Origin of the sequence: Streptomyces roseolus, from assembly GCF_014649855.1 — a bacterium.
GTDB lineage: Bacteria > Actinomycetota > Actinomycetes > Streptomycetales > Streptomycetaceae > Streptomyces > Streptomyces roseolus.
Window position 1 is genome coordinate 14,905 of the sequence record NZ_BMTV01000041.1, and the last position, 24,563, is coordinate 39,467.

The 24,563-nt window shown below is 76.3% G+C and carries 5 protein-coding genes (1 of these 5 running past the window's edge); all 5 read right to left on the reverse strand.

Features of this window, described 5'->3' with window-relative positions; translation table 11 throughout:
* Positions 1-127, reverse strand: the start of a protein-coding gene (locus tag IE245_RS33155; protein WP_189954485.1) for a non-ribosomal peptide synthetase. It extends 6,269 nt beyond the left edge of the window; the window shows 127 of its 6,396 coding nt (coding positions 1-127); its start codon is at positions 125-127; its stop codon lies off the left edge, out of view.
* The gene (locus IE245_RS33160) at positions 124-18,954 is read right to left on the reverse strand and encodes a non-ribosomal peptide synthetase (RefSeq protein WP_189954487.1); all 18,831 of its coding nucleotides are present in this window, start codon (positions 18,952-18,954) and stop codon (positions 124-126) included. The genes IE245_RS33155 and IE245_RS33160 overlap by 4 nt, the downstream gene beginning before the upstream one ends.
* A 112-nt stretch (positions 18,955-19,066) precedes the next feature.
* Positions 19,067-19,345 (reverse strand): acyl carrier protein, encoded by a 279-nt coding sequence (locus IE245_RS33165; protein WP_189954489.1) that lies wholly within the window; start codon positions 19,343-19,345, stop codon positions 19,067-19,069.
* A 239-nt stretch (positions 19,346-19,584) separates the two neighbouring features.
* Positions 19,585-21,381: a fatty acyl-AMP ligase gene (locus IE245_RS33170; RefSeq protein ID WP_189954491.1), complete on the reverse strand. Its 1,797-nt coding sequence runs from the start codon at positions 21,379-21,381 to the stop codon at positions 19,585-19,587.
* 1,202 nt (positions 21,382-22,583) lie between these two features.
* On the reverse strand, positions 22,584-24,470 hold the full coding sequence (locus IE245_RS33175) for a CASTOR/POLLUX-related putative ion channel (protein ID WP_229851921.1): 1,887 nt from the start codon (positions 24,468-24,470) through the stop codon (positions 22,584-22,586).
* Positions 24,471-24,563: the final 93 nt, after the last annotated feature.

The window sequence follows — 24,563 nt, forward strand, 5'->3', positions numbered from 1 at the left end:
GGGCCAGGACCAGCCGGCTGACGTAGGCGTCGGGGACGTTCTCGTCGAAGACCGCGTGGAAGAGCAGCCCTTCCTGGAGCGGGGTGACCGCCAGGACCTCCTCGACCCTGCGCTGCGGACCGTTCACTGCGTCTCCTCCCAGTCCGCGCCGAGCTCGTCCTCCAGCTCGGCGAGTTCGTCGGCGCTGATGGGCCGCGGGGCGGTGGCGTCGGGGTCCGGCGGGCCGCCGGTCGGTCCGCCCTCGGGTTCCCTGCCTTCCAGGGCCGCCGCGAGCGCGGCCGCGGTGTGGTGCTCGAAGACGTCGCGGGTGGTCAGCGGCAGCCCGTGTGCGCGGGCGCGGCTGACGAGGCGGACGGACAGGACGCTGTCGCCGCCGAGGCCGAAGAAGCTGTCCTGGACCCCGACCCGGGCGAGGCCCAGCAGGTCGGCGAAGAGCGCGCAGAGCAGCTTCTCCCGGGGCGTGTGCGGCGGGCGGCCGGCGTCCGTGCCCGCCGGGTCGGGGTCGGGCAGCGCGTTCCGGTCCACCTTCCCGTTGGCGGTCAGCGGGAGGGCGTCGAGGACGACGACGGCCGAGGGGACCATGTAGTCCGGCAGCCGTTCGGCCAGGTGGGACCGGAGCCGGGCGGCCAGTTCGCGGTGGTGCGACCCGGCGGTCGGGTCGTTCGTCTCCGGCCGGTCCGCGTCCGGCTCGCCGGGCCACAGCTCGGCCGGCGGCGCCACCGGCGCCGCGCCGTCCCCGCCGGCCGGGGCCAGCACGAGGTCCACGGTGTCCGGCGGGCCCTCGGCCGACCAGGTCACCCAGGCGGTGCGTCCGGCGGCGGCCGCGGCGTCGTACAGGTCCTCCGGATCCACTCCGTCGGCGGGGCCCTCAAGCAGCCGCCGCACCTCGGTGACCGGTCGCCCGCCCTCCAGGGCGGCGAGGGCGGCGGTCTCGCGCCGCACGCGGGCGTTGGGGATCGCGGTGACGCGCAGCGCGCCGGGGTGCGCCGCGCAGATCCCGGCCAGCCGCCCGGCGTCGCCGGCCTCCGGCGTCCAGCGCAGTTCGGTGGCCGGGGGCACGGCGGGGGGCGCGGCGCCGGGCTCCTGCTTGGCCAGCAGGACGTCGTAGCGGTAGCGCGTCAGCTCGTTGTACGTCCTTCCGCGCCGGAGGCGCACGTCCAGGAGGAGCGGTTCGCCGGCCTCCCGCCGCAGCCGCGCGAAGTAGCCGGGGGCGATGACGAGTTCGTTCTCCGCGGCCGTCCTGCGGTCGGCGGCGGCCAGCACCGCGGCGGGGGCTTCGGAGACGGCGCTGTTGCCGGTCTCCACCGAGGCGCGGAAGGCGCGCAGCAGGGCCAGGCTGCGGACGTCGCCGACGAAGAGCCGCCCGCCGGGGGCGAGCAGGTCGAGCGCGCCGCGCAGCACGCGGGTGAGGTAGCCGGCGTCGGGGAAGTACTGGACGACGGAGTTGAGCACGATCGTGTCGTAGAAGCCCCGGCGCAGGCCGCCGAAGTCGTGGGCCGGGCGGACGTGCAGCTCGACCTTCTCCTTCAGGGCGGGTTCCGCGTCGACCTGTTCGCGCAGCGTCTCGATCGCCCGTGCGGACAGGTCGGTCCCGTGGTACGCGACGCAGTCCTCCGCCAGCTCCGAGAGCAGCAGTCCGGTGCCGACCCCGATCTCCAGCAGCCGTGCGGGCCGCAGCGCCCGGATGCGGTCCACCGTGGCCGCCCGCCACTGGAGCATCTCGTCCAGGGGGATGGGCCGCCCGTCGTGACTGCTGCGCCAGATCCCGAAGTCGTGGCCGAGGGGGGCGGGCGCGGAGCCGCCGTAGAGGGTGTCGTACGCCTCCCGCCACTCGTCGAGCCGGTTCTGCTCCCGGCTGTCGTCGGGGGCGGCGCGGTGGGGCTCGGGGACCACGTAGGCCACCAGCCGTCGCGGGGCCGGGGCGTCCGGCACGGGGGCCGCGCCGGACGGCGTGCGGGCGACCACGACCGCCCCGGCGACGTGCGGGTGCGCGCCGAGGGCCGTCTCGATCTCGCCCAGCTCGATGCGGAAGCCCCGGACCTTGACCTGGTGGTCGGTGCGTCCGAGGAATTCCAGTTCCCCGTCCGCGCGGCGGCGGACCAGGTCGCCCGTGCGGTACATGCGGCCGCCCGGCGCGCCGAAGGGGTCGGCGGTGAAGCGCTCCGCGGTCAGGGCGCCGCGCCCCAGGTAGCCGCGGGCCACGCCGGCGCCGGCCAGGTACAGCTCGCCGGGTACGTTCTCGGGGCGCGGGTTCAGCCACTCGTCCAGCACGTAGGCGCGGGTGCCGCGCAGTGCCCGGCCGATGGGCGGGGCGCCGCCGGTGACCCGGTCGAGGTGGGCGGCGGTGGACCAGATGGTGGTCTCGGTGGGTCCGTAGACGTTGACGAGTTCGCCGCCCAGGTCGCGCAGCCGGGAGGCCAGGGAGGCGGGGAGGGCTTCGCCGCCGACCAGCTTGCGCAGCCCGCGCAGGGCGTCGGGGGCGGTCTCGGCCAGCAGCTGCCAGGTGGTCGGGGTGGCCTGGAGGAGGGTGGCACCGCTCGCGGTGAGCAGGGCGGCCAGTGTCTCGGGGTCCCGTGCAGCGCCGCGGTCGGCCAGGACCAGTCCGGCGCCGCTGACCAGCGGGAGGAAGAGTTCGAGGGCGGCGATGTCGAAGCTGACCGTGGTGACGGCGACCAGCCGGTCGTCGGCGGTGGGGCGCAGCCGGTCCCGCATGTCGGCCAGGAGGTTGGCGAGGTTGCCCCGGCTGACGACGACGCCCTTGGGGCGTCCGGTGGAGCCCGAGGTGTGCAGGACGTACGCGGCCTGGCCGGGCAGCGGGGCGGGGGGTTCGGGCAGGGGGCCCGCGCCGTGTGCGGCGTCGGCCGCGAGGAGGACGGCTCCGCCGGCGGCGGTCGCGGCCCCGGTGATCGCGGGGCGGCAGTCCGCCGTGGTGAGCAGCGCCGCCGGGCGGGTGTCGGCCAGGATCGCGGCGATGCGCTCGTCCGGGTACTCCGGGTCCAGCGGTACGTAGGCGGCGCCGGCCCGCAGGACACCGAGCAGCCCGGCCACCAGGTCGGCGGTGCGCGGCAGGCACACCGCGACCCGGCTCTCGGGGCCGGCGCCGTGCCCGGCGAGGGCCGCCGCGACCCGTCCGGACCGTTCGTCGAGCTGGGCGTAGGTGAGGTCCTCCCCGGCGCTGCGGACCGCCACCGCGTCGGGCGTCTCGGCGGCGCGGGCGCGGAAGAGGCCGATCAGGTCCTCGGCCGGGCCCGCGGCGGTGGCGTCCCATTCGGCCGTGAGTGCGGCGCGTTCCGCCGCGTCGAGCACGGGCATCCGGCTGAGCCGTGTCGTGGGCTCCTCGACGGCGGCCAGGAGCAGGTCGTGGTAGCGCTCGGTCAGCCGGGCGACGGTGCGGGCGTCGAAGAGGTCGGTGGCGTACTCGACCGCGCCCTCGACGGCGGTCGCCCCGTCGTCCTCGTCCCGGGTCTCCACGAGGTTGACGAAGAGGTCGTACTTGGCCGCCGCCTGGGCGGGGCGTTCGACGGTGACCTCCAGGCCCGGCATGACGGCCTCGCCGCGCTCGTTGTTCTGGAGGGCGAGGAGCACCTGGAAGACGGGGTGCCTGGAGAGGGAGCGGGCGGGGTTGAGCGCCTCCACCAGCTGCTCGAACGGGATGTCCTGGTGGGCGAAGGCGGACAGGTCGGCGTCCCTGACGCGGTCGAGCAGTTCCTCGAAGGTGGGGTCGCCGCCGAGGTCGGTGCGGAGCGGAAGGGTGTTGACGAAGAAGCCGACGAGGTCGTCGGCCGCCTCGTCGCCGCGGCCGGCGACCGGGGCGCCGAGGACGACGTCCCGTCCGGCCCCCAGTGCGGCGAACAGCGCGGCGAGTCCGGCCTGCAGGGCCATGAAGAGGGTCGCCCCCCGGGAGTGCGCCAGGGCACGCAGCCGGTCGCGCAGCGGGGCGGGGAGGGTGAAGCGGTGGATCGCGCCCCGGTGGCTCTCCATCGCGGGACGCGGCCGGTCGGTGGGCAGCTCGATCTGTTCCGGCGCGCCCTCCAGCGTGTCGCGCCAGAAGGCGAGTTGGCGGGCGAAGAGGCTGTCGGGGTCGTCCGCCGAGCCGAGCAGCTCCTGCTTCCAGAGGGTGTGGTCGGCGTACTGCACCGGCAGGGGCCGCCACTGCGGGGCGCGGCCCTCCCGCCGTGCGGCGTAGGCGGTGCTCAGGTCGCGGGCGAGCGGGGCCAGCGACCAGCCGTCGCCCGCGATGTGGTGGAGCACGAGGGAGAGCACGTGGTCGGCGGGGCCGGTGCGCAGCAGCACGGCCCGCAGCGGAAGGTCCTCGGTGAGGGTGAACGCGTGTCCGCGGGCCTCGGCGAGGGCGGCGGGCAGCTCCTCCTCGGTGACGTCCACGACGTCGAGGGCGGGCGCGGCCCGTCCGGGCGCGACCACGTGCTGGTGGGGGTCGCCGTTCTCGGCCGGGAAGACGGTGCGCAGGGCCTCGTGCCGGCCCACCACGTCGGCCAGGGCGGTGCGCAGGGCGTCGACGTCGAGACGGCCGCGCAGGCGCAGGGCGAGCGGGATGTTGTAGGTGGCGCTCGGTCCTTCCAGTTCTCCGAGGAACCACAGCCTGCGCTGGGCGGAGGAGAGCGGGACGCGGTCCGGTCGCCGGCGCGGGAGGAGGCGGGGCCGTCCGGTCCCGGCCGTGTCGAGGCGCCGGGACAGGGCGGCGGGCGTGGGCGCCTCGAAGAGCGTGCGGATGCCGATCTCCACGCCGAGCGCCGACCTGATCCGGCTGATGAGCCGGACCGCCGAGAGGGAGTGGCCGCCCAGGGCGAAGAAGTCGGCGTCGCGGCTGACCTCCTGGACGCCGAGGACGTCGGCGAAGGCGGCGCAGAGCGCTTCCTCGCGCGGTCCGGCCGGGGCGCCGCCGGTGGCCCACGCCGCCCGGTCGGGGGCGGGCAGCGCCGCCCGGTCCAGCTTGCCGTTGGGGGTCAGCGGCAGGGCGGTCAGCAGCACCACGGCGGCGGGGACCATGTAGCCGGGCAGGGCGTCGGCCAGGTGGGCGCGCACCTCGTGCGGGTCGGGGTCGGCGCCGGCGGCCGGCACCGCGTAGCAGACCAGGTACCGGTCGTCCGGTCCTCCGCCGTGCACGGCGGCGGCCGCCTGGGCGACGTCCGGGTGGCGGCGGGCGGCGGCCTCGATCTCGCCGGGCTCGATGCGGTAGCCGCGCAGCTTCACCTGGGAGTCGGACCGGCCGACGTAGTGGAGGCCGCCGTCCCGGGTGCGCCGGACGAGGTCGCCGGTCCGGTACATACGGCCGCCGGCGTCGAACGGGTCGGCGACGAAGCGGGTGGCGCTCAGGCCGGGGCGGCGGCGGTAGCCGCGGGCCAGGCCGGGGCCGGCGACGTACAGTTCGCCCACGACGCCCACCGGCACGGGGAGCAGCCCCTGGTCGAGCACGTGGGCGCGCAGGTCGTCCAGGGGCGTGCCGATCGGGCTGCCGCCGCGCTCCACGGCGGCGTCGTCCAGCTCCAGGTGGGTGACGTGGACGGTGGTCTCGGTGATCCCGTACATGTTGACCAGGCGGACCGGGCGGCCCCGCCAGGGGGCGAGTTGGGCGGTGTCCAGCGCTTCCCCGCCGAAGACGACGTACCGCAGCGCGGCGGTGGTCCCCGGGGGGACGCCGAGGTCGGACTCCGCCCGCAGGAGCTGGAGGAAGGCGGAGGGCGTCTGGCTGAGCACCGTGACGCGTTCGCGGCCCAGCAGCTCCAGGAGGTCGCCGGGTGACCTGGCCACGTCGTGCGGGACGACGACCAGCCGGCCGCCGTGCGCCAGGGGCCCCCACATCTCCCACACCGAGAAGTCGAAGGCGCTGGAGTGGAAGAGCGTCCAGACGTCGTCGGGTCCGAAGTCCACGGCCGCGCGGCAGGCGGTCAGCAGGCGTGAGACGTTGGCGTGGCTGACGACCACGCCCTTGGGCCGCCCGGTCGAGCCGGAGGTGTAGATGGTGTAGGCCGGGTGGTCGGGGAGCAGGGGGGACCGGCGGTCGGCGTCGGTGACCGGCGCGGCCGAGCGGCCGGCCGCCGGGCCTCCGGTCGGGGGCGCGTCGAGCAGCAGCCACGGGACCTCGCCGACCGCCTCGCCGACCGTGCCGTGCAGGGTCTCGCGGACGGCGGTCGTGGAGAGCACGGCGACCGGCCGGCAGTCGTGGAGGATGTACGAGGTGCGCTCGGCCGGGTGGTCGGGGTCGACGGCGAGGTAGGCGGCGCCCGACTTCAGCACGGCGAGCACGGCCACCACCAGGTCCGCCGAGCGGGGCACCGCCAGGGCGACGAAGTCCTCCGGTCCCACGCCGAGTCCGAGCAGGGCCCGGGCCAGGCGGTTGGACCGGGCGTCGAGTTCCGCGTAGTCCAGGGTCGCCGGGCCGTCGGTGAGGGCGGGGGCGGAGGGCGCGCGACCGGCGGCGGCGGCGAAGAGGGCGGGCAGGTCGGCGACGGTGGTGGCGGCGGCGGCCCGCGCCCGTGCGGCGGCGTCGGCCGGCCGCCGGCGTTCCTCGGCGGTGGTGACGTCGAGCTGCCCGAGCCGCAGGCCTGGCTCGCGCGTCACGGTGCGCAGCAGCGCCACGAACCGCTCGGCCAGAGCCGCCGCGGTCGTGCGGTCGAACAGGTCGGGACGGTAGCGCAGGGACGCGTCGAGTCCGTTCCCGTCGGCGTCCGCCGCGGTCTCGGTGAAGGTCAGTTCGACGTCGGTGTGGGCGGTGCCCTCGGCGGTCGGCAGCGGCTCCGCGCGCACGCCCGGCAGGTCCAGGAGGTGGTCGAGCGCTCCGTGGGCGGCGTTGTCGAAGGTGATCATCGTCTGGACGAGCGGGTGCCTGCTGGGCGAGCGGGCGGGGTTGACCGCCTCCACCAGCCGCTCGAAGGGCACGTCCTGGTGGGCGTAGGCCCGCAGGTCGGTCTCGCGCACCCGGTCGAGGAGTTCGGCGAAGGCCGGGTCCCCCGAGGTGTCGGTGCGCAGGACCAGGGTGTTGACCAGGAAGCCGACGAGGTCGGCGGTCTCGGGCCGGTCGCGGCCGGCGGACGGGGTGCCCACGGGGATGTCGGGGCCGGCGCCGAGCCGGTGCCACAGGGCGGCCAGGGCGGCGTGGAGGACCATGAACGGGGTGGCCCGGTGGCGGGCCGCCAGCGCCCGCACGTCCCGGTACAGCCCGGCGTCGACGCGGAAGGAGACCCGCTCGGCGTGGCCGGGGGGTGTCGTGGGGCGCGGCCGGTCGTAGGGCAGCGCGAGTTCGTCGGGCAGTCCGCGCAGTTCCTCGGCCCAGTGGGCGACGCGGCGGTCCACCGGGTCGCCGGCGTCGTCCCCGGCGTCGCGGTGCCGGCCGAGCAGGTGGGCGGGGCCGGGGGCCGGGGCCGGCCAGTCGGGCGCGCGGCCGGCGGCGCGGGCGCGGTAGGCGGCGGCCAGGTCCCGTGCCAGCGGCCCCATCGACCAGCCGTCGGCGGCGATGTGGTGGATGACCAGGAGCAGGACGTGCTCGCCTTCCGGGAACGCGAAGAGGGTGTGGCGCAGCGGGGTGTCGTCGGCCAGGTCGAAGGGGCGGCGGACGGCTTCGCGCACCAGGGCGTCGAGTCGGTGGGCGGCGGTGGGGACGACGGCCGGGGCGGGCGGGGCCCCCGGGGCCAGGACGATCTGGTGCGGCCCCTGCTCGTCCTCGCGGAAGACGGTGCGCAGGCTCTCGTGCCGGGCGGTCAGATCGCCCAGGGCCGCGTGCAGGGCGTCGACGTCGAGGTCGCCGGTGAGCCGCAGCGCGACGCTGATGTGGTAGCCGCCGGCCTCCCTGTCGTAGCGGTTGAGGAACCACAGCCTGCGCTGGGCGGGCGACAGGGGCAGCCGTTCGGCCCGCGCCCCCGGGTCGGGGGCCGGCGCGGGCGGCGCCGGGACGCGTGTGCCGGGGGTCTCCGCGGTGGTCTCGCCGGGCGTCTCGGCGGTGGTCCCCGTGGTGGTCCCGCCGGGGGTGAGCTGGGCGGCGATCTGCGGATCGGCGAGGAGGTCCGCGACCGTGCGGTGGTCGAAGATCGTCCGGATGTCGAGCCGCAGTCCGAGTTCGGCCCGGATGCGGCCGGCGAGCCGGACGGCGAGCAGGGAGTGGCCGCCCAGGGCGAAGAAGTCGTCGTCCAGGGTGAACCCGGGCACGCCGAGCACTTCGGCGAACAGGGCGCACAGGGCGGTCTCGGCGGCGGTGCGCGGCGCGCGTCCGGCGGAGGCGGTGCCGTACTCGGGCGCGGGCAGCGCCCTGCGGTCGAGCTTGCCGTTCTCGGTGCGCGGCAGTTCGGACAGGACCACGATGGCGGCCGGGACCATGTACGGCGGCAGGGCGGCCGCCAGGTCGCGCAGCGCGGCCGCCGGGTCGAAGTCCGCGTCCGGTCCGCCTTCGGGGACCACGTAGCCCGTCAGCCGCCTGTCCCCCGGCTCGTCCTCGCGCACGACGACGGTGGCGCGGGCGACGTCGGAGCGGGCGGCGAGCGCGGCTTCCACCTCGCCCAGCTCCACCCGGAAGCCGCGCACCTTGACCTGGTCGTCGGTGCGGCCCAGGCACTCCATGATCCCGTCGGGCCGCCAGCGTCCCAGGTCCCCGGTGCGGTACATCCGGGCGCCCGGGGCGTCGAACGGGCAGGGCAGGAAGCGCTCGGCGGTCAGACCGGGCCGGCCGTGGTAGCCGCGGGCCACCCCGACGCCGGAGACGTAGATCTCCCCGACGACGCCGACCGGCACGGGCTGGAGCAGGTGGTCGAGGACGAACATGTGGTTGCCGGGCAGCGGGCGGCCGATCGGCAGCAGGCCCTCCGGCACCCGGTCACCGGGTTCGAAGAGCAGGTCGGAGCAGTTGACGCTGGTCTCCGACGGCCCGTAGTCGTTGAAGACCCGGGCCCGCGGGTGGCGGGCGCGCCAGCGCTCCAGCATCTCTCCGGTGAGCGGCTCGCCGCCGAGCACGAGCGTGCCGGCGCGTTCTCCGGTGGCGTCGAGGACGCCGGGCAGCTCGTCCAGGAGGGCGACGTGGGAGGGCGTGCCCTTGACGAAGGTGACGCCGGAGTCCTGGGCGTGTTCGTCCAGCTCCGCGAGGAGGAGGGTTCCGCCGGAGATCAGCGTGGTGAACAGGGCGGTCACCGTCAGGTCGAACGCGACCGGGGAGTGCAGCAGCGACATTTCGGCCGCGTCCGGGTAGCGGTCGCGGGAGCGGACGGCGTGCGCGGCCAGCGAACCCCGGCCGACCGCGACGCCCTTGGGGCGGCCGGTGGAGCCGGAGGTGTAGAGGACGTAGGCGAGGGTGTCGGCTCCGACCGGGCGCGGCCGCTCCCGGTCGGTCACCCTCCGCTCCGCGGCGCGGGCGAGTTCGTCCGCGGGACCGGGCAGGTCGACGCAGAGGATCTGCCGCCCCGGCGCCTCGGGCACCAGGTGGGCGTGGGCGGAGGTGGTCAGGACGAGGGCGGGGTTCCCGTCGTCGAGGAGCAGCCCGATCCGTTCGGCCGGGTAGTCCACGTCCACCGGCAGGTAGGCCGCACCGGCCTTGAGCGCTCCCCACAGGCCGGTGAGCAGGTCGGCGCCGCGCGGGAAGACCAGGCCGACCAGGTCCTCGGCCCCGAGCCCCCGGGCGATGAGGAAGCGCGCCATGCGGTTGGCGCGGGCGTCGAACTCGGCGTAGCTCAGCCCGGCACCGTCACCGCCCTCGATCAGCGCGAGGGCGTCGGGGGTGCGGTCGGCCTGTTCCTCGAACAGGGCGACGGGGCACTCCCGTGCGCTCGCCGCCTCACCGCGCGCCCAGTCGCCCAGCAGCGTGGCGTGTTCGCGCGGCAGCAGGACGTCCAGCCGGCCCGCCGGGGTGTCGCCGGACGTCGCCATGGCGTCGAGGACCTGCTCGAACCGCGCCGCCAGGTCCTCCACCCACGGGGGCGCGAACAGGTCGGGGCGGTGGATGAAGCGGAGCTGGAGGTCGGGGGCGGGGCCGACGGTGATGCTGAGGGGGTAGTGGTTGCCGTCGTGGCCGCGCGCCCCGTGCAGGCGGAGTCCGTCGCCGTCGCCGAGGCCGTCGGCGGGGCCCAGCGGGTAGTTCTCGAAGACGAGCGTGGTGTCGAAGAGGTCGCCCGCCCCGAGGCGCTGCTGCACCTGCGCCAGGGGGAGGAACTGGTGGTCCAGGAGGGCGGCCTGCTCCCGCTGCACGCGCCGGACGAGCGCTTCCAGCGGTTCGGCGGGGTCCAGGGTGACGCGCACCGGCACGGTGTTCATCAGCAGGCCGACGATCTCCCCCGCGCCGGGCAGGTCGGTGGGGCGGCCGGAGGCGGCGATGCCGAAGCTCACGTCGTCCCGGCCGGTGAGCCGGCCCAGGAGGAGCGCCCACGCGGTCTCGACCGCCGAGTTGAGGGTGACGCCCGCCCGGCGGGACCAGGCGGTGAGGCGGGAGACGACGTCGGGGTCCATGGTGCGGTAGTGCGCGAGCGGGGCCGCGCCGTCGCGCGGGGCGTCCGGGGCCATCAGGGACGGCTGGAGCCCGGCGAGCGCCCGTTCCCAGGCGGCGTGGGCCGCGTCGGCGTCCTGGTCCGCCAGCCAGGCGAGGTAGTCGCGGTACGGCCGTACGGCGGGCAGGGCGGCGCCGTCCGTGCCGTACAGGGCCATGAGGTCGCGCACCACCAGCGGCAGCGACCAGCCGTCCAGGATCAGGTGGTGGTTGGTCACGGCCAGCACGTGCCGGTCCGCCGCCGTCCGCAGGAGCAGGAAGCGCACCAGCGGCGGCCGTGCGAGGTCGAACCGGCGGGTGCGCTGCCCGGCCAGCAGCGCGTCGAGGCGTCGCTGCCGCTCCTCCCCGGCCAGGGCGGACAGGTCGTGCTCCTCCCAGGGCACCGGAGTCCTGGCGGCGATCGCCTGGCTCCACTCGCCGGAGCGGCGCTGGAGGAAGGCCGCGCGCAGCACGTCGTGCCGGTCGAGGACGCGCTGGGCGGCCTCCCGCATGCGGGAGGCCGACAGCTCGCCGTGGAACTCCAGCGCCAGCTGGCCGACGTACACGTCCTCCGCCGCGTCGTCGAAGGTGCTGTGGAAGAGCAGGCCCTCCTGGGCGGGCGCGAGGGCGAGCAGGTCGGCGACCTCGAAGTCCGCCGCCGCCTCGCACTCCTCGATCCCGTCCTGGTCCAGGTCGCCCGCGCCGGTCTCCGAGGGGATCAGGCCGGCGCTCCCGGCGGTGCCGGCCAGGGCGGTCAGCTCGTGCAGCGCCTTCTCCCACTCCTGTGCCAGCGCGGTCAGCCGCGCCGCGGTCAGGCAGCGGGCGGAGGCGTTCCAGCGCGCTTCGAGGACCGGTCCCCGCGGGCCGTCCTCCAGGACGACGGTCAGCTCCACCTCGTGCGCGAGCGGCAGTTCGGGCGGTTGCGCGGTGACGCTGTGGCCCGCGAACGCCCAGGCACCGGCGGGCTCGGTGCCCCCGTCGGCGAGGGCTCCGGCCACGGCGACCCGGCCGAGGTAGTTGAAGCCGAACTGCGGGCGGGGCAGCTCACGGCCGCCCTCCTCCGGGGCGGACGCCGCGCCGCCGAGGCGGAGCAGGTCGTGGCCGAGACCGGCCTCCGGCACGGTGCGCAGCCGCTCCTTGGTCTCCTTCAGCAGCCGTGCGGCCCCGGCTCCGGGCCGCAGGCGCACCGGGTGGACGGAGGTGAACCAGCCCACGGTGCGGGACAGGTCGACACCGGGCAGGAGGGCGTCCTGGCGGCCGTGGCCCTCGGTCTCCACCACGAACACGGGCCGGTCGCCCAGGGCCCGCGACGCGGCGAGCGCGTAGGCGGCCAGCAGCAGTTCGCCGGTGTCCGCGCGGAGCGCCGCGGGCGCGGTGCGGACGAGCGCGTCGGTCAGGTCGGGTGACAGGCCGTGCGCGTGCTCGCGCGCCGTGCCGTGGGTGTCGGCGTCGGGGTCGAGCCGCGTCTCCAGGGCGACCACGTCGCCGTCCGGGTCGTCGAGGCCCGCCAGGGTCGCGCGCCAGTGGGGGAGCCGGCCGGTCACGGCGGGCTCGGTGGCGCGCCGGGCGATCCGGGTGGCCCACTCCCGCAGGGAGGTGCCCTCCGGCGGCAGGGCGGCCGCCGTGGCGGGGGCGTCGGCCGGGGTCCAGGCCTGGCGGAGGTCGTCCGCCAGGATGCGCCAGGAGACGCCGTCCACGCTGAGGTGGTGGGCCACCAGGACCAGCAGGCCGCTTCGGTCCTTGCCGCGGTCCAGCCAGGCCGCGCGCAGCACGGCTCCGGTGCTCGGGTCGAGGGCGTCGCGCGCGTGCCCGGCCTCCCGCTCCACCGCTTCCCGCAGCGCCGCGCCGTCGAGTCCGGCGGCGTCGCGGTGGCGCAGCAGGTCGGCGGCGGCGACCGTCCCCGGTTCGGTGATCACCAGGCCGTCCGGCGAGCCGTCCCGGTCCGCGGCGGTCCGCAGGCGCAGCGCCCCGTGGTGGTCGACCAGCGTCTGGAGCACGCGCCGGACGTCGTCGGCCGTCGCGTTCGCGGGGGTGGTGAGGACCACCGACTGGTGGAAGCGGTCGGCGCCGCGGGCGCGCATCGAGCCGGTCCTGGCGACGAGCCGCGCCGCGGCCGGGACGTAGGGCAGCGGCCCGCTCGGGGCGAGCGCCTCCGGCGCGGGTCGGTCCGCGTCCCCGTCCGGTCCGGCGGGCCGGGCGGCGGTCGCGAGACCGGCGGCCGTGGGGTGCTCGAAGACGTCGCGCACGGTGAGGCGCAGTCCGGCTCTGCGGGCGCGGCCGACGAGCTGGATGCTGACGATGCTGTCGCCCCCGAGCGTGAAGAAGCTGTCGTCCGCGCCGACCTCGGGCACTCCCAGCACGTCGGCGAAGAGCGCGCAGAGCAGTTCCTCCTTCGGCCCGTTCGGGGCGCGGCGGCCCGTGTGACGGCCGAAGTCGGGCGCGGGCAGGGCGCGGCGGTCGAGCTTGCCGTTCGGGGTGAGCGGCAGGGCGTCGAGGTCCACGAGGGCGGCGGGCACCATGTGGTCGGGCAACCGGACGCGCAGCCGCTCGAGAAGGGCGGCCTGGCCGGCGGTGGCGCCGACGACGTAGCCGACGAGGCGGGCGGGGGCGGGCGTCCGCCCGGGCGTCCCTTCCGGCCCTTCGACGAGGGCGACGGCCGCCTCCCGGACGCCGGGGAGGTCAAGGAGCGCGGCCTCCACCTCGCCGGGCTCGACCCGGAAGCCGCGCACCTTCACCTGGGCGTCGGCCCGTCCCTCGTAGACCAGTTCGCCGTCGGCGGTCCAGCGCATCAGGTCGCCGGTGCGGTACATCCGCTCTCCCGGCCGCCCTTGCGGGCAGGCGACGAACCGTTCGGCGGTGGCGGCCGGCCCGGCGCGGTATCCGCGGGCGACGCCGGGCCCGCAGACGTACAGTTCGCCCGTGACGCCCGGAGCGACGGGGCGCAGGCGGTCGTCGAGGAGCAGCACCCGTACGCCCGCCACCGGCCGGCCCACCGGCACGGGTCCCGGGGGCACGTCGGCGTCCGGGGCGATCCTGTGCTCCAGGCAGTTGACGGTGGTCTCGGTGGGTCCGTAGCTGTTGAAGACGGTGGTGGCGCCGTGGCGGGTCCGCCAGCGGTCGAGGCGGGCGCCGATGAGTTGCTCGCCCGCCAGGACGACCGTCCCGGGGGCCGTGGAGCCGCCGAACTCCTCAAGGAGCGCGAGGTGGGAGGGGGTGGCCTTGACGAAGGCCGGGCGCTCCCGCTCCCACCGGGCGATCCCGGACTCGTCGAGGTCGCCGGCCCGGACGCACCCGCCCGCGGCCAGCGGCCCGTAGAGGGAGACGACCGTGAGGTCGAAGGCGACCGGGGAGTGCAGCAGGACCCCTCCCCTCAGCGCGTCGCCGTAGGTGTCCAGGGCGCGTTCGACGAACGCGTCCAGCGAGTCCCGGGTCACGACGACGGCCTTGGGGCGGCCCGTCGAGCCGGAGGTGTAGATCGTGTAGGCGGCGTTGTCCCCGGTCACCGGGCGGACGAGGCCGGCGCCGTCGCGCGGCAGGGGGGCGAGGTCCGCCAGCTCCCTCTCGGCGTCCTCCTCGCCCAGGACCAGCGCGGCGCAGCCGGTCGCTCCGGGGAGCGCGCGCAGCCGCTCGGCGTCGGTCACCAGCAGGGCCGGGGCGGAGTCCGAGAGGGCCCAGCGGTTGCGGCCGGCGGGGTGTCCGGCGTCGAGCGGGAGGTAGGCGGCGCCGGCCCGCAGGATCCCCAGCAGGGTGGCGACCAGTTCCGCGCCGCGGGGCAGGAGCACGGCGACGAGGTCCTCGGCGCCGATGCCGCGTGCGGCCAGGGCCGCGGCCACCCGGTCGGCGCGGGCGTCGAGTTCGGCGTAGCTCCGGACCCGTCCGGGCTCGGCCACCGCGGGCGCGTCCGGTGTGCGGGCGGCCTGGCCGGCGATCCTCGCGGCGACCGGTTCCGGGCGGCCGCCACGGGGGCGGGGCGCGCCGGTCCCCCAGGCGCGCACGAGGCGGTGCTCGGCGGCGCTGAGGACGTCGAGGGTCCCGACGGGCCGGGCGGGGTCGTCGACCATGGCGGTCAGGACGTCGAGCAGGCGTTCGGTGAGCCGGTGGGCGGTGGCGTCGTCGAAGAGGTCGGCGGCGTGGACGAGGGCCCCCTCCAGCGCCCGGTCCGGCCCGTCACGGTGGGTGAAGTGCCAGGAGAGGTCGAACTTGGTCTCCCCCGGCTCCACCGTCTCGACGCGGTCGGCCAGTCGGGGGAACCGCGGCCGGGCCCGGTCCTGCTCGGGGCCGTTGAGGATCAGCATGACCTGGAAGAGGGGGTGCCGTGCGGTGGAGCGGACGGGGTTGACCGCCTCCACGACCCGGTCGAAGGGCACGTCCTGATGGGCGAAGGCCTCCAGGTCGCCGTCGCGCGTCCGGGCCAGCAGTTCGGCCGTGGTCGGGTCGCCCGAGACGTCGGTGCGCAGGACGACGGTGTTGACGAAGCAGCCGACGAGTCCGTCGAGCGCCTCGTCCGGGCGGCCGGCGACCGGCGTGCCCAGGGGGATGTCCGATCCGGCTCCCATCCGGCTGAGCAGGACGGCTATCGCGGTCTGGAGCACCATGAACGGGGTGGCGCCGACGCTTCCGGCCAGCTCCGCGAGCCTGGCGTAGAGGGCGGCCGGCACCTCGAACCGGGTGGTCCCGCCCCGGCGGACCGGCTCCTGCGAGCGGGGGCGGTCGGCGGGGAGCCGGATGTGGTCCGGCAGCCCGGCCAGGGCCCGGCGCCAGTAGTCGATCCCCTCGGCCTGCGCGGCGGAGCGCTCCCGGCTCCCCCGCTCCCACAGCGCGAAGTCGGCGTACGTCACCTCGGGCGGCGGGAGGACGGGTGCGCGCCCCGCGAGCCGGGCCGTGTAGGCGGTGGCCAGGTCGCCGATCAGGGGTCCCATCGACGCGCCGTCGGCGGCGACGTGGTGGACGAGCAGCAGCAGCGCGTGCTCCTGCTCGCCGGTGCGGTAGAGCGTGGCGCGCACCGGAAGGTCCCGCGCGAGGTCGAAGACGTGGCCCGCGGCGGCGCGGAGCTCCCCGGCGAGCGCTTCGGGGGCGACGTCGAGCACCGGCAGCGGGGGCCGGTGGCCGCCGGGGGGCGCGACGTGCTGCTCGGGTGCGCCCGACGGGTCGTCGTCCGCCGGGGGCCGCAGGGTGGTGCGGAGCGTCTCGTGCCGGTCCGTCACGTCGCCCAGCGCGGCGTGCAGGGCGGGGACGTCCAGCGGTCCTTCCAGGTGGAGGACGGTCGGGATGTTGTAGGCGGCCGACGCGCCGTTGAGTTCGCCGATGAACCACAGTCGGCGCTGCGCGGACGAGAGCGGCACCCGCTCCGGGCGGGGCCGGGCGGGGCGGACGCGGTCGTCCGTCACGGCCCCGTCGCCCAGTTCCTCCGCGAGGCGGGCGACGGTCGGGGACCGGAAGACCTCCCGTACGGTGACCGCCCTGCCCAGCCGGCCGCGGATGCGGCTCGCCAGTCGGGCGGCCAGCAGGGAGTCGCCGCCCAGGGCGAAGAAGTCGAGGTCGACGCCGACCTCCTCGACGCCCAGCACCTCGGCGAAGAGCGCGCACAGGGCCTCTTCGCGGGCGTCGCGCGGCGCCCGCCCGGCGGTCGGGGGCGGGGGCGCGGGGGCGGGCAGCGCCGCGCGGTCCACCTTGCCGTGGGCGGTGCGCGGGATCTCCGCCAGCTCCACCAGGAGGGAGGGGACGAGGTGGGCGGGGAGCCGGTCGGCGAGCGCGCGGCGCAGGCGTTCGACGTCCAGTCCTCCCCGGTGCCCGGGGGCGGGCGTCAGGTAGCCGACGAGCCTGCGGTCGCCGGGCCGTTCCTCGCGCACGGTCACCAGGGCCTGGTCGACGCCGTCGAGTTCGGCGAGGGCCGCCTCGACCTCGCCCGGCTCGACCCGGAAGCCCCGGATCTTCACCTGGTCGTCGGCCCGGCCGACGAACCTCAGCACGGTGCCTCCGTCGCCGGGCACCCGGCGCACCAGGTCCCCGGTCCGGTACATCCGCTCGCCCGTCCCGGTGTACGGGTCGGCGACGAACCGGTCGGCGGTGAGGCCGGGGCGGCCCAGGTAGCCGCGGGCCAGACCCCTGCCGCGCAGGTAGAGCTCTCCCGTCACCCCGTCGGGCACGGGCCGCAGCGCGGCGTCCAGGACGTAGGCGTCCACCCCGGCCTCGGGGTTCCCGATGTCCGGCGACCGGTCGCCGCCGGCCGCGCACCGCCCGGAGGTGGCCTGGACGGTGGCCTCGGTCGGCCCGTAGACGTTGAACATCCGTCGGCCGGGCGCCCAGCGGGCGATCAGCGCGGGCGGGGGCTGCTCGCCGCCGGTGACCAGGTCGGTCAGGTCGGGGAGGTCGCCGGGGGGCAGGGTGGCCAGTACGGCGGCCGGGGCGAGGGCCGTGGTGACGCGCCGGTCGCGCAGGAACGCGGCCAGCTCGTCGCCGGCGAGGCCGTGCGGCGGGAGGACGAGGCAGCTCCCCGACGTCAGCGCCATCACGAGTTCGGCGACCGCGACGTCGAACCCGAGGGCCGCGAGCTGCGCCACCCTGGAGCCGGGGCCCAGTCGGTAGCGTTCGATCTGCTCGGCCGCCAGGGCGGCGATGCCCGCGTGGGTGACCACGACCCCCTTGGGCCGCCCGGTCGAGCCGGAGGTGTGGACGACGTACGCCGGAAGGTCCACCGGGAGGCTTCCGGGCGGGGGCACGTCGGCCTCGGCGCACCGCGTCCCGGCGTCGAGGAGCTCCTCGGCCGGCACGCGCGGGCAGTCGGCGGCGGGGAACTCGGCCCCGGCCCCGCCGACCAGCAGGGCGGCACGGGCGTCGCGCAGCAGGAAACCGACGCGTTCCGCCGGGTACTCCGGGTCGAGGGGGAGGTAGGCCCCTCCGGCCCGCTGGACACCGAGGATCAGCGCCGCCAGCTCGACGCCCCGCGGCACCGCGAGGGCGACGACGCTCTCCGGCCCCACGCCCCGCGCGGCGAGCCGCCGGGCCACCCTCTCGGCGTGGGCGTCGAGTTGGGCGTACGTCCAGGTGGCACGGTCCGAGGAGACGGCCGGGGCGTCCGGGGTGCGGGCGACCTGCCGGGCGAAGAGGTCGGGCAGGGTCCGGGCGCGCAGGTCGCGTCGGGGGCTGCGCCCGGAGGCCACCGCCCCGGCCTCCTCCTCCGCGTCGAGCAGCCGGGTCCGGCCGAGGGGCGCCTCGGGGTCCTGCCCCGTGCGCGTCAGGAACTCCGCGAGCCGTGCGGCCAGCGAGGCCACCGCGTCCGCCGAGTGGAGGCGGGGGTTGGCGGCGAGGGTGATCTCCAGCTCGCCGCCGTCACCCGGGGTGCCGAGGAGATTGACGACCAGGTCCTCGACCGGTCCGGCCGAGAGCTGGTGCACCGGCGCCCGGCAGTCGCCGAAGTCGAGCACCGGGGCGAACGCCATGACGTTCACGAGGGTGGTGGCCGGCGGCGCGCCGTGGAGTCCGAGCGCCCGCCCGATGTCCTCGGTGCGGTGGCGCTGGTGGCGCAGTGTGGTGCTGATCTCGGCCGCGGTCAGTTCCAGCAGCGCCGCCATCGACATGCCCTGCCGGACGGGCAGGCGAAGCGGTACGACGTTGGCGAGCATCCCCGGCGTGCGCACCGCGGCGGGTGTCGCCCTGGCGGTGACGGGGAGGCCGACGACGACCTCCTCCCCCGGCGCGAGACGGCTCAGGAAGGCGGCCACCGCGGCCGTGGCGTACACGGGCCAGGGGTGGCCGCTCCGGTCCGAGGCGCGGCGCAGCGCGGCGGATCGGGCGGCGGACAGGCGCACCGTGCGCCGCAGTTCGTCGGGCGCGGCGGGCGCGGTGGCGTCGGCGAGGCTGGTGGGGCGCGGGAGGTCCGCGAAGCGGTCGCGCCAGTGGTCGGCGTCCGCGCGGTGACGGGCGGAGCTCCGGTAGGCGCGGTCCTCCTCGACCAGGCGGGCCAGCGGCGCGAACGCGCAGGGGGGCGGTTGCTGGCCGGTGCGCAGCGCGCGGTAGACCGCCGCGAGCCGGTCCAGGTAGAGGGCGGCGCCGTACCCGTCCAGGGCGAGGTGGTGGTAGCGCAGGTGCAGCAGGGCGCGGTCGTCGCCGAGCGGGATCAGGGTGTGGCGGCAGGTGTCGCCCGAGGCGAGGTCCCAGGGTTGTGCCCGCTGCCGGTCCATCCAGTCGAGGGACGCGGAGCGGGAGGGGGTTCCGCCGTTCGGGTCGGCGCGGAAGAGGCGGGTCTGGCTGCTCGGCGGCCGGGCGAGGACGTGCTGCTCCAGTGCGCCGTCCGCGTCCTCCCGGAACGCGGTGCGCAGCGCCTCGGTGTCGGCGACGGCGCGGCGGACCGCCTCGCTCAGCACCTCCTCCACCACGTGGTCGAGTTCGAGGTAGAGGCCGCAGGCGTAGAGCCCGTCGTCCGAGCGCAGACGCTGTGCCGTCCAGATCCCGGACTGGGCCGACGTGGCGGCCACACGGTGTGCCGGGGACTCCAACATGCTTCTCCCGCTCTCGGACTGAAGGGGTGTCGTCACCTCCGGACGCGCGGAGGCGTCCGGGCGCACGCGTGCCGGGGCACGGGCGTGTGTGGTGCGGGGGGGGCGGCGGCCGTCAGCGCACGGTGCGCGAGGCCAGCCGGGAGGTGAGCCCGTCGATCGTCGGCTCCTGCCAGAGCAGTCCCAGCTCGCATTCGACGGCCAGGTGCTCCTCCACCATGCCGCACAGGGCGGTGCCGGTGACGGAGGTCATCCCGTAGTCGGTGAGGGGGACGTCCGTGGCGAGGGAGTCCACGGGGACGCCGAGGCAGTCGGCGCACAGCTCGCGCAGCCGCTGCCGCAGGGCGTCGGGGTCGCGGTGGGCGGGCGGGGAGGGGGGCGGGGACAGGGACATGCGGGGAGGACCTCTGCCTTCGGTGGGCGCGCACGGTCGGTTCTCGGGACGGCGCCAGGGTCGGCCCTCGGGGGAGCGGGCCGGCGCCTCGGGGTTCGCGTTGCCGGGGGGGTCGGAGCAGCCCGCCGCCGGGAGCGGTTCAGGGCGGGGGGACGGTCATGTCAGGGGCGCGGTCATGTGGGGAGGACGGTCATGGCAGGGGGACGGTCATGGCAGGGGGACGGCCGCGTGGGGCGCGGTCATGTGGGGGACGGGAGGGCGCCGTCGCGGTCGTCCGCCTCCCGGAGTGCCGCCAGGAGGCGGTGGGCGCCGGGGTCGGCATGGACCTGGGCGAGTTCCCCGGTGCTGAAGAGCCGGGCGGTCAGACGGCGTTGCACCTTGCCGCTGCTGGTGCGCGGGATGCGGCCGCGGCGCACCAGCACCACCCCGGCCGGGGCGAGGCCGAACTCCCGCGCGAGCGTCGCCCGCAGGGCCGTCACCAGCTCGGGTCCCTGCTCGGGCCGGACGGACGGGCTCACCTCGTGGGTGACGACCACGGCCTCTCCCGACTCGGTGCGGAGGAAGAACGCCGCCCCGACCGTGCCGAGTTCGGGGTGGCGGGCGCGCAGTTCGTGCTCGATGTCGTGGGGGTAGATGTTGCGGCCGTGCACGATGAGGAGTTCCTTGATGCGGCCGGTGACGTACAGCTCGCCCTCGTACAGGGCGCCGAGGTCGCCGGTGCGCAGCCAGGGCCCGGAGCCGTCCGCGTCCCTGACGAACGCCTCGGCGGTCGCCTCCGGTTTCTGCCAGTAGCCCCTGGCGACGCTCGCGCCGCGCACTCTGATCTCGCCCACTCCGTCGTCCGTGACGGGCTCGCCGGTCTCGGGGTCGACGACGCGGATCTCCAGGGCCGGGGGCCGGCCGCAGGACACGACTTCGCGGGAGGGGCGTCCCGCCGCCGCCTCGACGAAGCGGTGGTTCTCCAGTTCCGCGACGTCCACCCGCCGGGTGCGCAGCTCCCCCGCGGACAGGGACACCAGCAGGGTCGCCTCGGCCAGTCCGTAGCAGGGGGTCGTGGCGTTCGGGTGGAGTCCGGCCGGGGCGAACTCCTTGGCGAAGGCGCGCAGCGTCTCGGCGCGGATGGGTTCGGAGCCGTTGGCCGCCCAGCGCCAGCGCGACAGGTCGAGCCGGTCCGTCTCCTCGGGCTTCACCCGCCGCACGCAGTAGTCGTAGGCGAAGTCGGGCGCCGCCGAGAAGACGAGGCCGAAGCGGTCGATCAGCGTCAGCCACTGGGACGGGCGGCGCAGGAAGGCGCTGCCGCTCATCAGCACGGCGGCTCCGCCGCTGAACAGTGCCGGGCTCAGCAGCCCGAACAGTCCCATGTCGTGGTACATCGGCAGCCAGCCGCCCAGCCGGGCGCCGGATCCCAGATCGAAGCCGGTGAGCAGGCTGCGCACGTTGTCGGCGAGCGCGCCGTGGGTGACGACGACCCCCTTGGGGCTGCCCGTGGAGCCGGAGGTGTACTGGAGGACCGCCACGGTGTCGGCCCGGATCTCCGGTTCCCGCCACGTGCCGGGGTCGGCGTCGTCGGGCAGTTCGTCGACGGAGTGGAGGGGCAGTGCGCCCAGGCCCGTGCGGGCCGCCCACTGCCGGACGTCCGCCTCGGTCTCGGAGACGGTGAGGACGGCGCCCGCCTCGGAGTCCTTCGCGATGCCGACGACGCGTGCGGCCTCCAGGGAGGTTCCGGTCGGCAGGGGCGCGGGGACGGCGACCATGCCCGCGTAGAGACACCCGGCGTAGGCCGCCGCGAACTCCGCGGACTGCGGGAAGAGCAGCAGCACGCGTGCGCCCGTGCCGAGTCCGGCCGCGCGCAGGAGGACGGCGACGCGGCGGGCGGTGTCGTCGAGCCAGGCGTAGCTCCGCAGCGCCTCCTCGCCCTCGCGCTCCGGATCCCGGACCAGGCCGACGGCCTTGCGCCCCGGGTCGGCCTCGGCCGTCGCGGAGATCGCGGCCACCAGATGGGGGCCGGCCAGCGGGTCCACCGAAGGACCGCTCACAGCAGCGGCCCTCGTCTCCCGCCGGGACGCGGCCTCGTGCCCGCGACCGACCCGCACGGCGTGCTCCCGTGGCTTCGGGCCGTCCGGCCGGCGGGGTCGCCGCCGCGGACAGCCGGGGTCCCCGGCGGTGCGGGCGGCGGATTCCGGTCCGTCGACCGGGCGGCTAAGTAATACGGATCTTCGTGGTCGTACACTCTCTGCTGACCCCCGTAAAGCGGCGGATTTTACAGGTCGTACGCACGCGCTGATCCTCATGGAAAACCACTCGCCCCGATTCACTCACAGGGAATCGGACCGCTCGACAACACCATACAGGGCTGATCCTCTTTTGAGATCAGGACCGCCCTCTTTTGCTTGAAAGTCCCTGCGGAACGAAGGGAAAAGCCATCCCGCTCAGCAAATCCTTACACCGCCCACCGCATAAGTGCGATAAGGCGACGACTCCACCACGGACAAGGGAAATAACCCTTTATGTCCGCTTTCTCCTTCCCTGTCGCCCCGTGGGGCGCACCAGGAAACCGTATACACGACTTCGATCTCGCCACAAGAGCCCATCGAAGAAAGGCCCCCTTGACAGAAGGGCCACCTCCCTTTACCGGTACACTGCGGCGATTTCACTGGCACCGGTCCATTCTGGACATACTGGATCAATCCTTTCGGAGGGACCGTCTCGTTTTTTCGCCAGGGTCGAGACGTGCGCCCGGAGCGCATTCGACGCACGAGCGCTTCCGAATTACTTCACCGGCAGGAAATGTTCAGTTCAACCCGGGCCGGCGGCAGAAAAGGGATAGTGCTTCCCGGCCGGACCGTTCTACGGCGAAGTCCGAAGACGGTCCACCACGGCGCCCCCGTGCCGGAGCTGCCGGGTGCCGCCGAAGGACCCGCTGAGGAGACGTTCGACGACGCGCACCGGCACGTGGTCGAGGTCTGGACGGAGCACGGCACGCACTCCCCCTGCTGCCGCACCACGCCACCTCCCTGGACAACTGGAACGGGCATCGCCGCGGCCGGCCGACCGCTGGGATCGCACCGCTGTTCCGTGCGGCCTCCGACCGCGCGCCCGCCGGCCGCGTTCCACCGCCCGGCCCACGTGCGCCCCGGCGTCCACCGTCCCGGAGCCGCAGCAGTCGTTCCCCCTGCCGCCCGGGCCGACGACCGGGACCGAGAAGCTCTCCTCGATCCCCACGAAGGAGAGGCACCGATCAGGGGCACAGCCCCGGGAGACGCCCCGGGGTCGGCCCGACGACGATCAGGACGTCTCCGGCGCCCCAATGACGGGTCTCGGTCTTGAGCGGGTTGAGGCGGGGGCGGGGAGCGTCGCGGGGACGGTAGCCGATGGCGGCGGCGCCCTGGCGGGCGGCGGCGGTGACGAGGGAACCGAAGGGGGCCTCGGTGCCGGGCGGGACGAAGTCGGTGGCGGGGCGGAGGCGGACGCCGTCGCCGGTGGCGGCGAAGAGCGCGTCGAAGACAGCCGCGAGGTGGACGTCCTGGGACACCTGGGCGATCAGGAGGGCGGCGAGCCGGCCGGTGAGCAGGAGGTCGGTGCGGGGTCCGGCGGGGGCCAGCCGTCGGTTGCGGGCGTCGGTGAGCTCGGCCACCGTCGACACGCTCCGGCCCGACTCCCGTGCCCTCGCCCGGAGGTGGAGCAGGGCTTCGAGGGCCGGACCGTCGGGGTCGGGGTGCCCGTCGCCGTCCGGTCCCGCGAGGACCACCACGTGGTCGTACGCCTCCGGTGCCGGCGGCCGCCCGGCGCCGTCGTCCCGCACCGCCGCTACGCCGCCCCGCGCCAGGCCCTCCAGGACGCGTTCGCCCCGGCGGTTCCAGCCCAGGACGAGGGCCCGGCGGGGAGCGGCGGCGGTCGGCGGCCGGGTGGGGAAGGGGACGGTGACGGGCGCCGGCGCCGGCGCCGCGGGGAGGACGATCGCCCGGTGGTCCTCGGCCAGGACGACGAGGCCGTCGCCGGGGGCCAGGACGGTCTGCGGGGGCGGGTTGAGGCGCGGGGTGCCGTCCGCGCGGGCGATCCCGACGGCGCAGGAGTCCGGGCAGGCGGCGGCGAGTTCGCCGTAGCGCCGGCCCGGGAGGCCGGGCGGGCGGAGGATGTGGAGCTCCGCGCCGGCGAAGTCCACCAGGTCCTCCAGGACGAGCGCGAGGCCGGGCTCCAGGACGCACTGGACGAGCAGCCGGGCGGCGAGGTCGTCGACGTCCAGGACCACCGCGCCGGGCCCGGCGGCGAGGCGGGCGGTGGCCAGGTGGGCGCCGTCCCTGACGGCCGCCACGATCCGTACCGGACACCCCTCCCCCACCACCGCCCGCAGCGCCAGGAGCGCCCTGGTCACCTGGGCGTCGGCGCCGGGGGCGTCCGGCGGCAGGACGACCACCGCGCCGGCGGCGGCGGGGGTGACCCGGGCCAGCGCGCCGGGGTCGGCGGGGCGGCCCCGGCGGCACAGCAGCCGCACCCGGGCGCGGGACGGCAGGACGTCCCGTAACTCCCGCTCCATCTCCCCCTTGTCGCGGTCCGCGAGGACCACCACGGCACCCCGGCCGTGCTGGGCGTGGGCGGCCAGCAGTTCGGCGACGACGGTGGGGGTCTGCTCGGACCAGCCGAGGACCAGGGTGTGGCCGCGCTCGACCACCGTGGTCTGGCCGCGTTCCAGCTCGGCGAGGCGGTCGGTGAGGGCGGTGGTGACGATGCCGACGAGGAAGGAGACGTACAGCAGGGACACCAGGGCCAGGAAGACCGAGAGGACCATCCGCAGCGGCGGGCCCACCTCGCCGCCGAGGCGGAGGGTCTGGCCGACGGTCCGCCAGACCGTGGCGGCCTTCCCCTGGAGGGTGTCCGGGGCCTTGCTGTCGGTCCAGACGAGGAGGGCGCTGACGGGGGCCACCAGGCCGAGGCAGGCCAGGGCCAGCCAGCCGACGAGGGCGGTCACCCCGCGCACCACGGTCCGGTCGACCCAGTAGCGGGCCCGGGCCCGCAGGCCCGGGCCGGCCACCGGTTGTCGCACCGGCCGGGCGGGCTGTCCGGCGGCGGGCCGGGGACGCCGGGGCGTCCGCTGGGAGGGGACCGTGGACTCGCGCTCCTTACGCACGGCAGCAGGGTGGCGGCGGCCCCGGCGCGAAACGCCGCCGACCGCCGCTGTTCATCCTTTCGGGCAAGCGCGCGGGAGGCAGGCGTTCGAGCG

Coding starts and splice junctions, on each gene's coding strand:
- IE245_RS33160 (WP_189954487.1), bottom strand. CDS start 18,954: ATGTTGGAGTCCCCGGCACACCGTGTGGCCGCCACGTCGGCCCAGTCC.
- IE245_RS33165 (WP_189954489.1), bottom strand. CDS start 19,345: ATGTCCCTGTCCCCGCCCCCCTCCCCGCCCGCCCACCGCGACCCCGAC.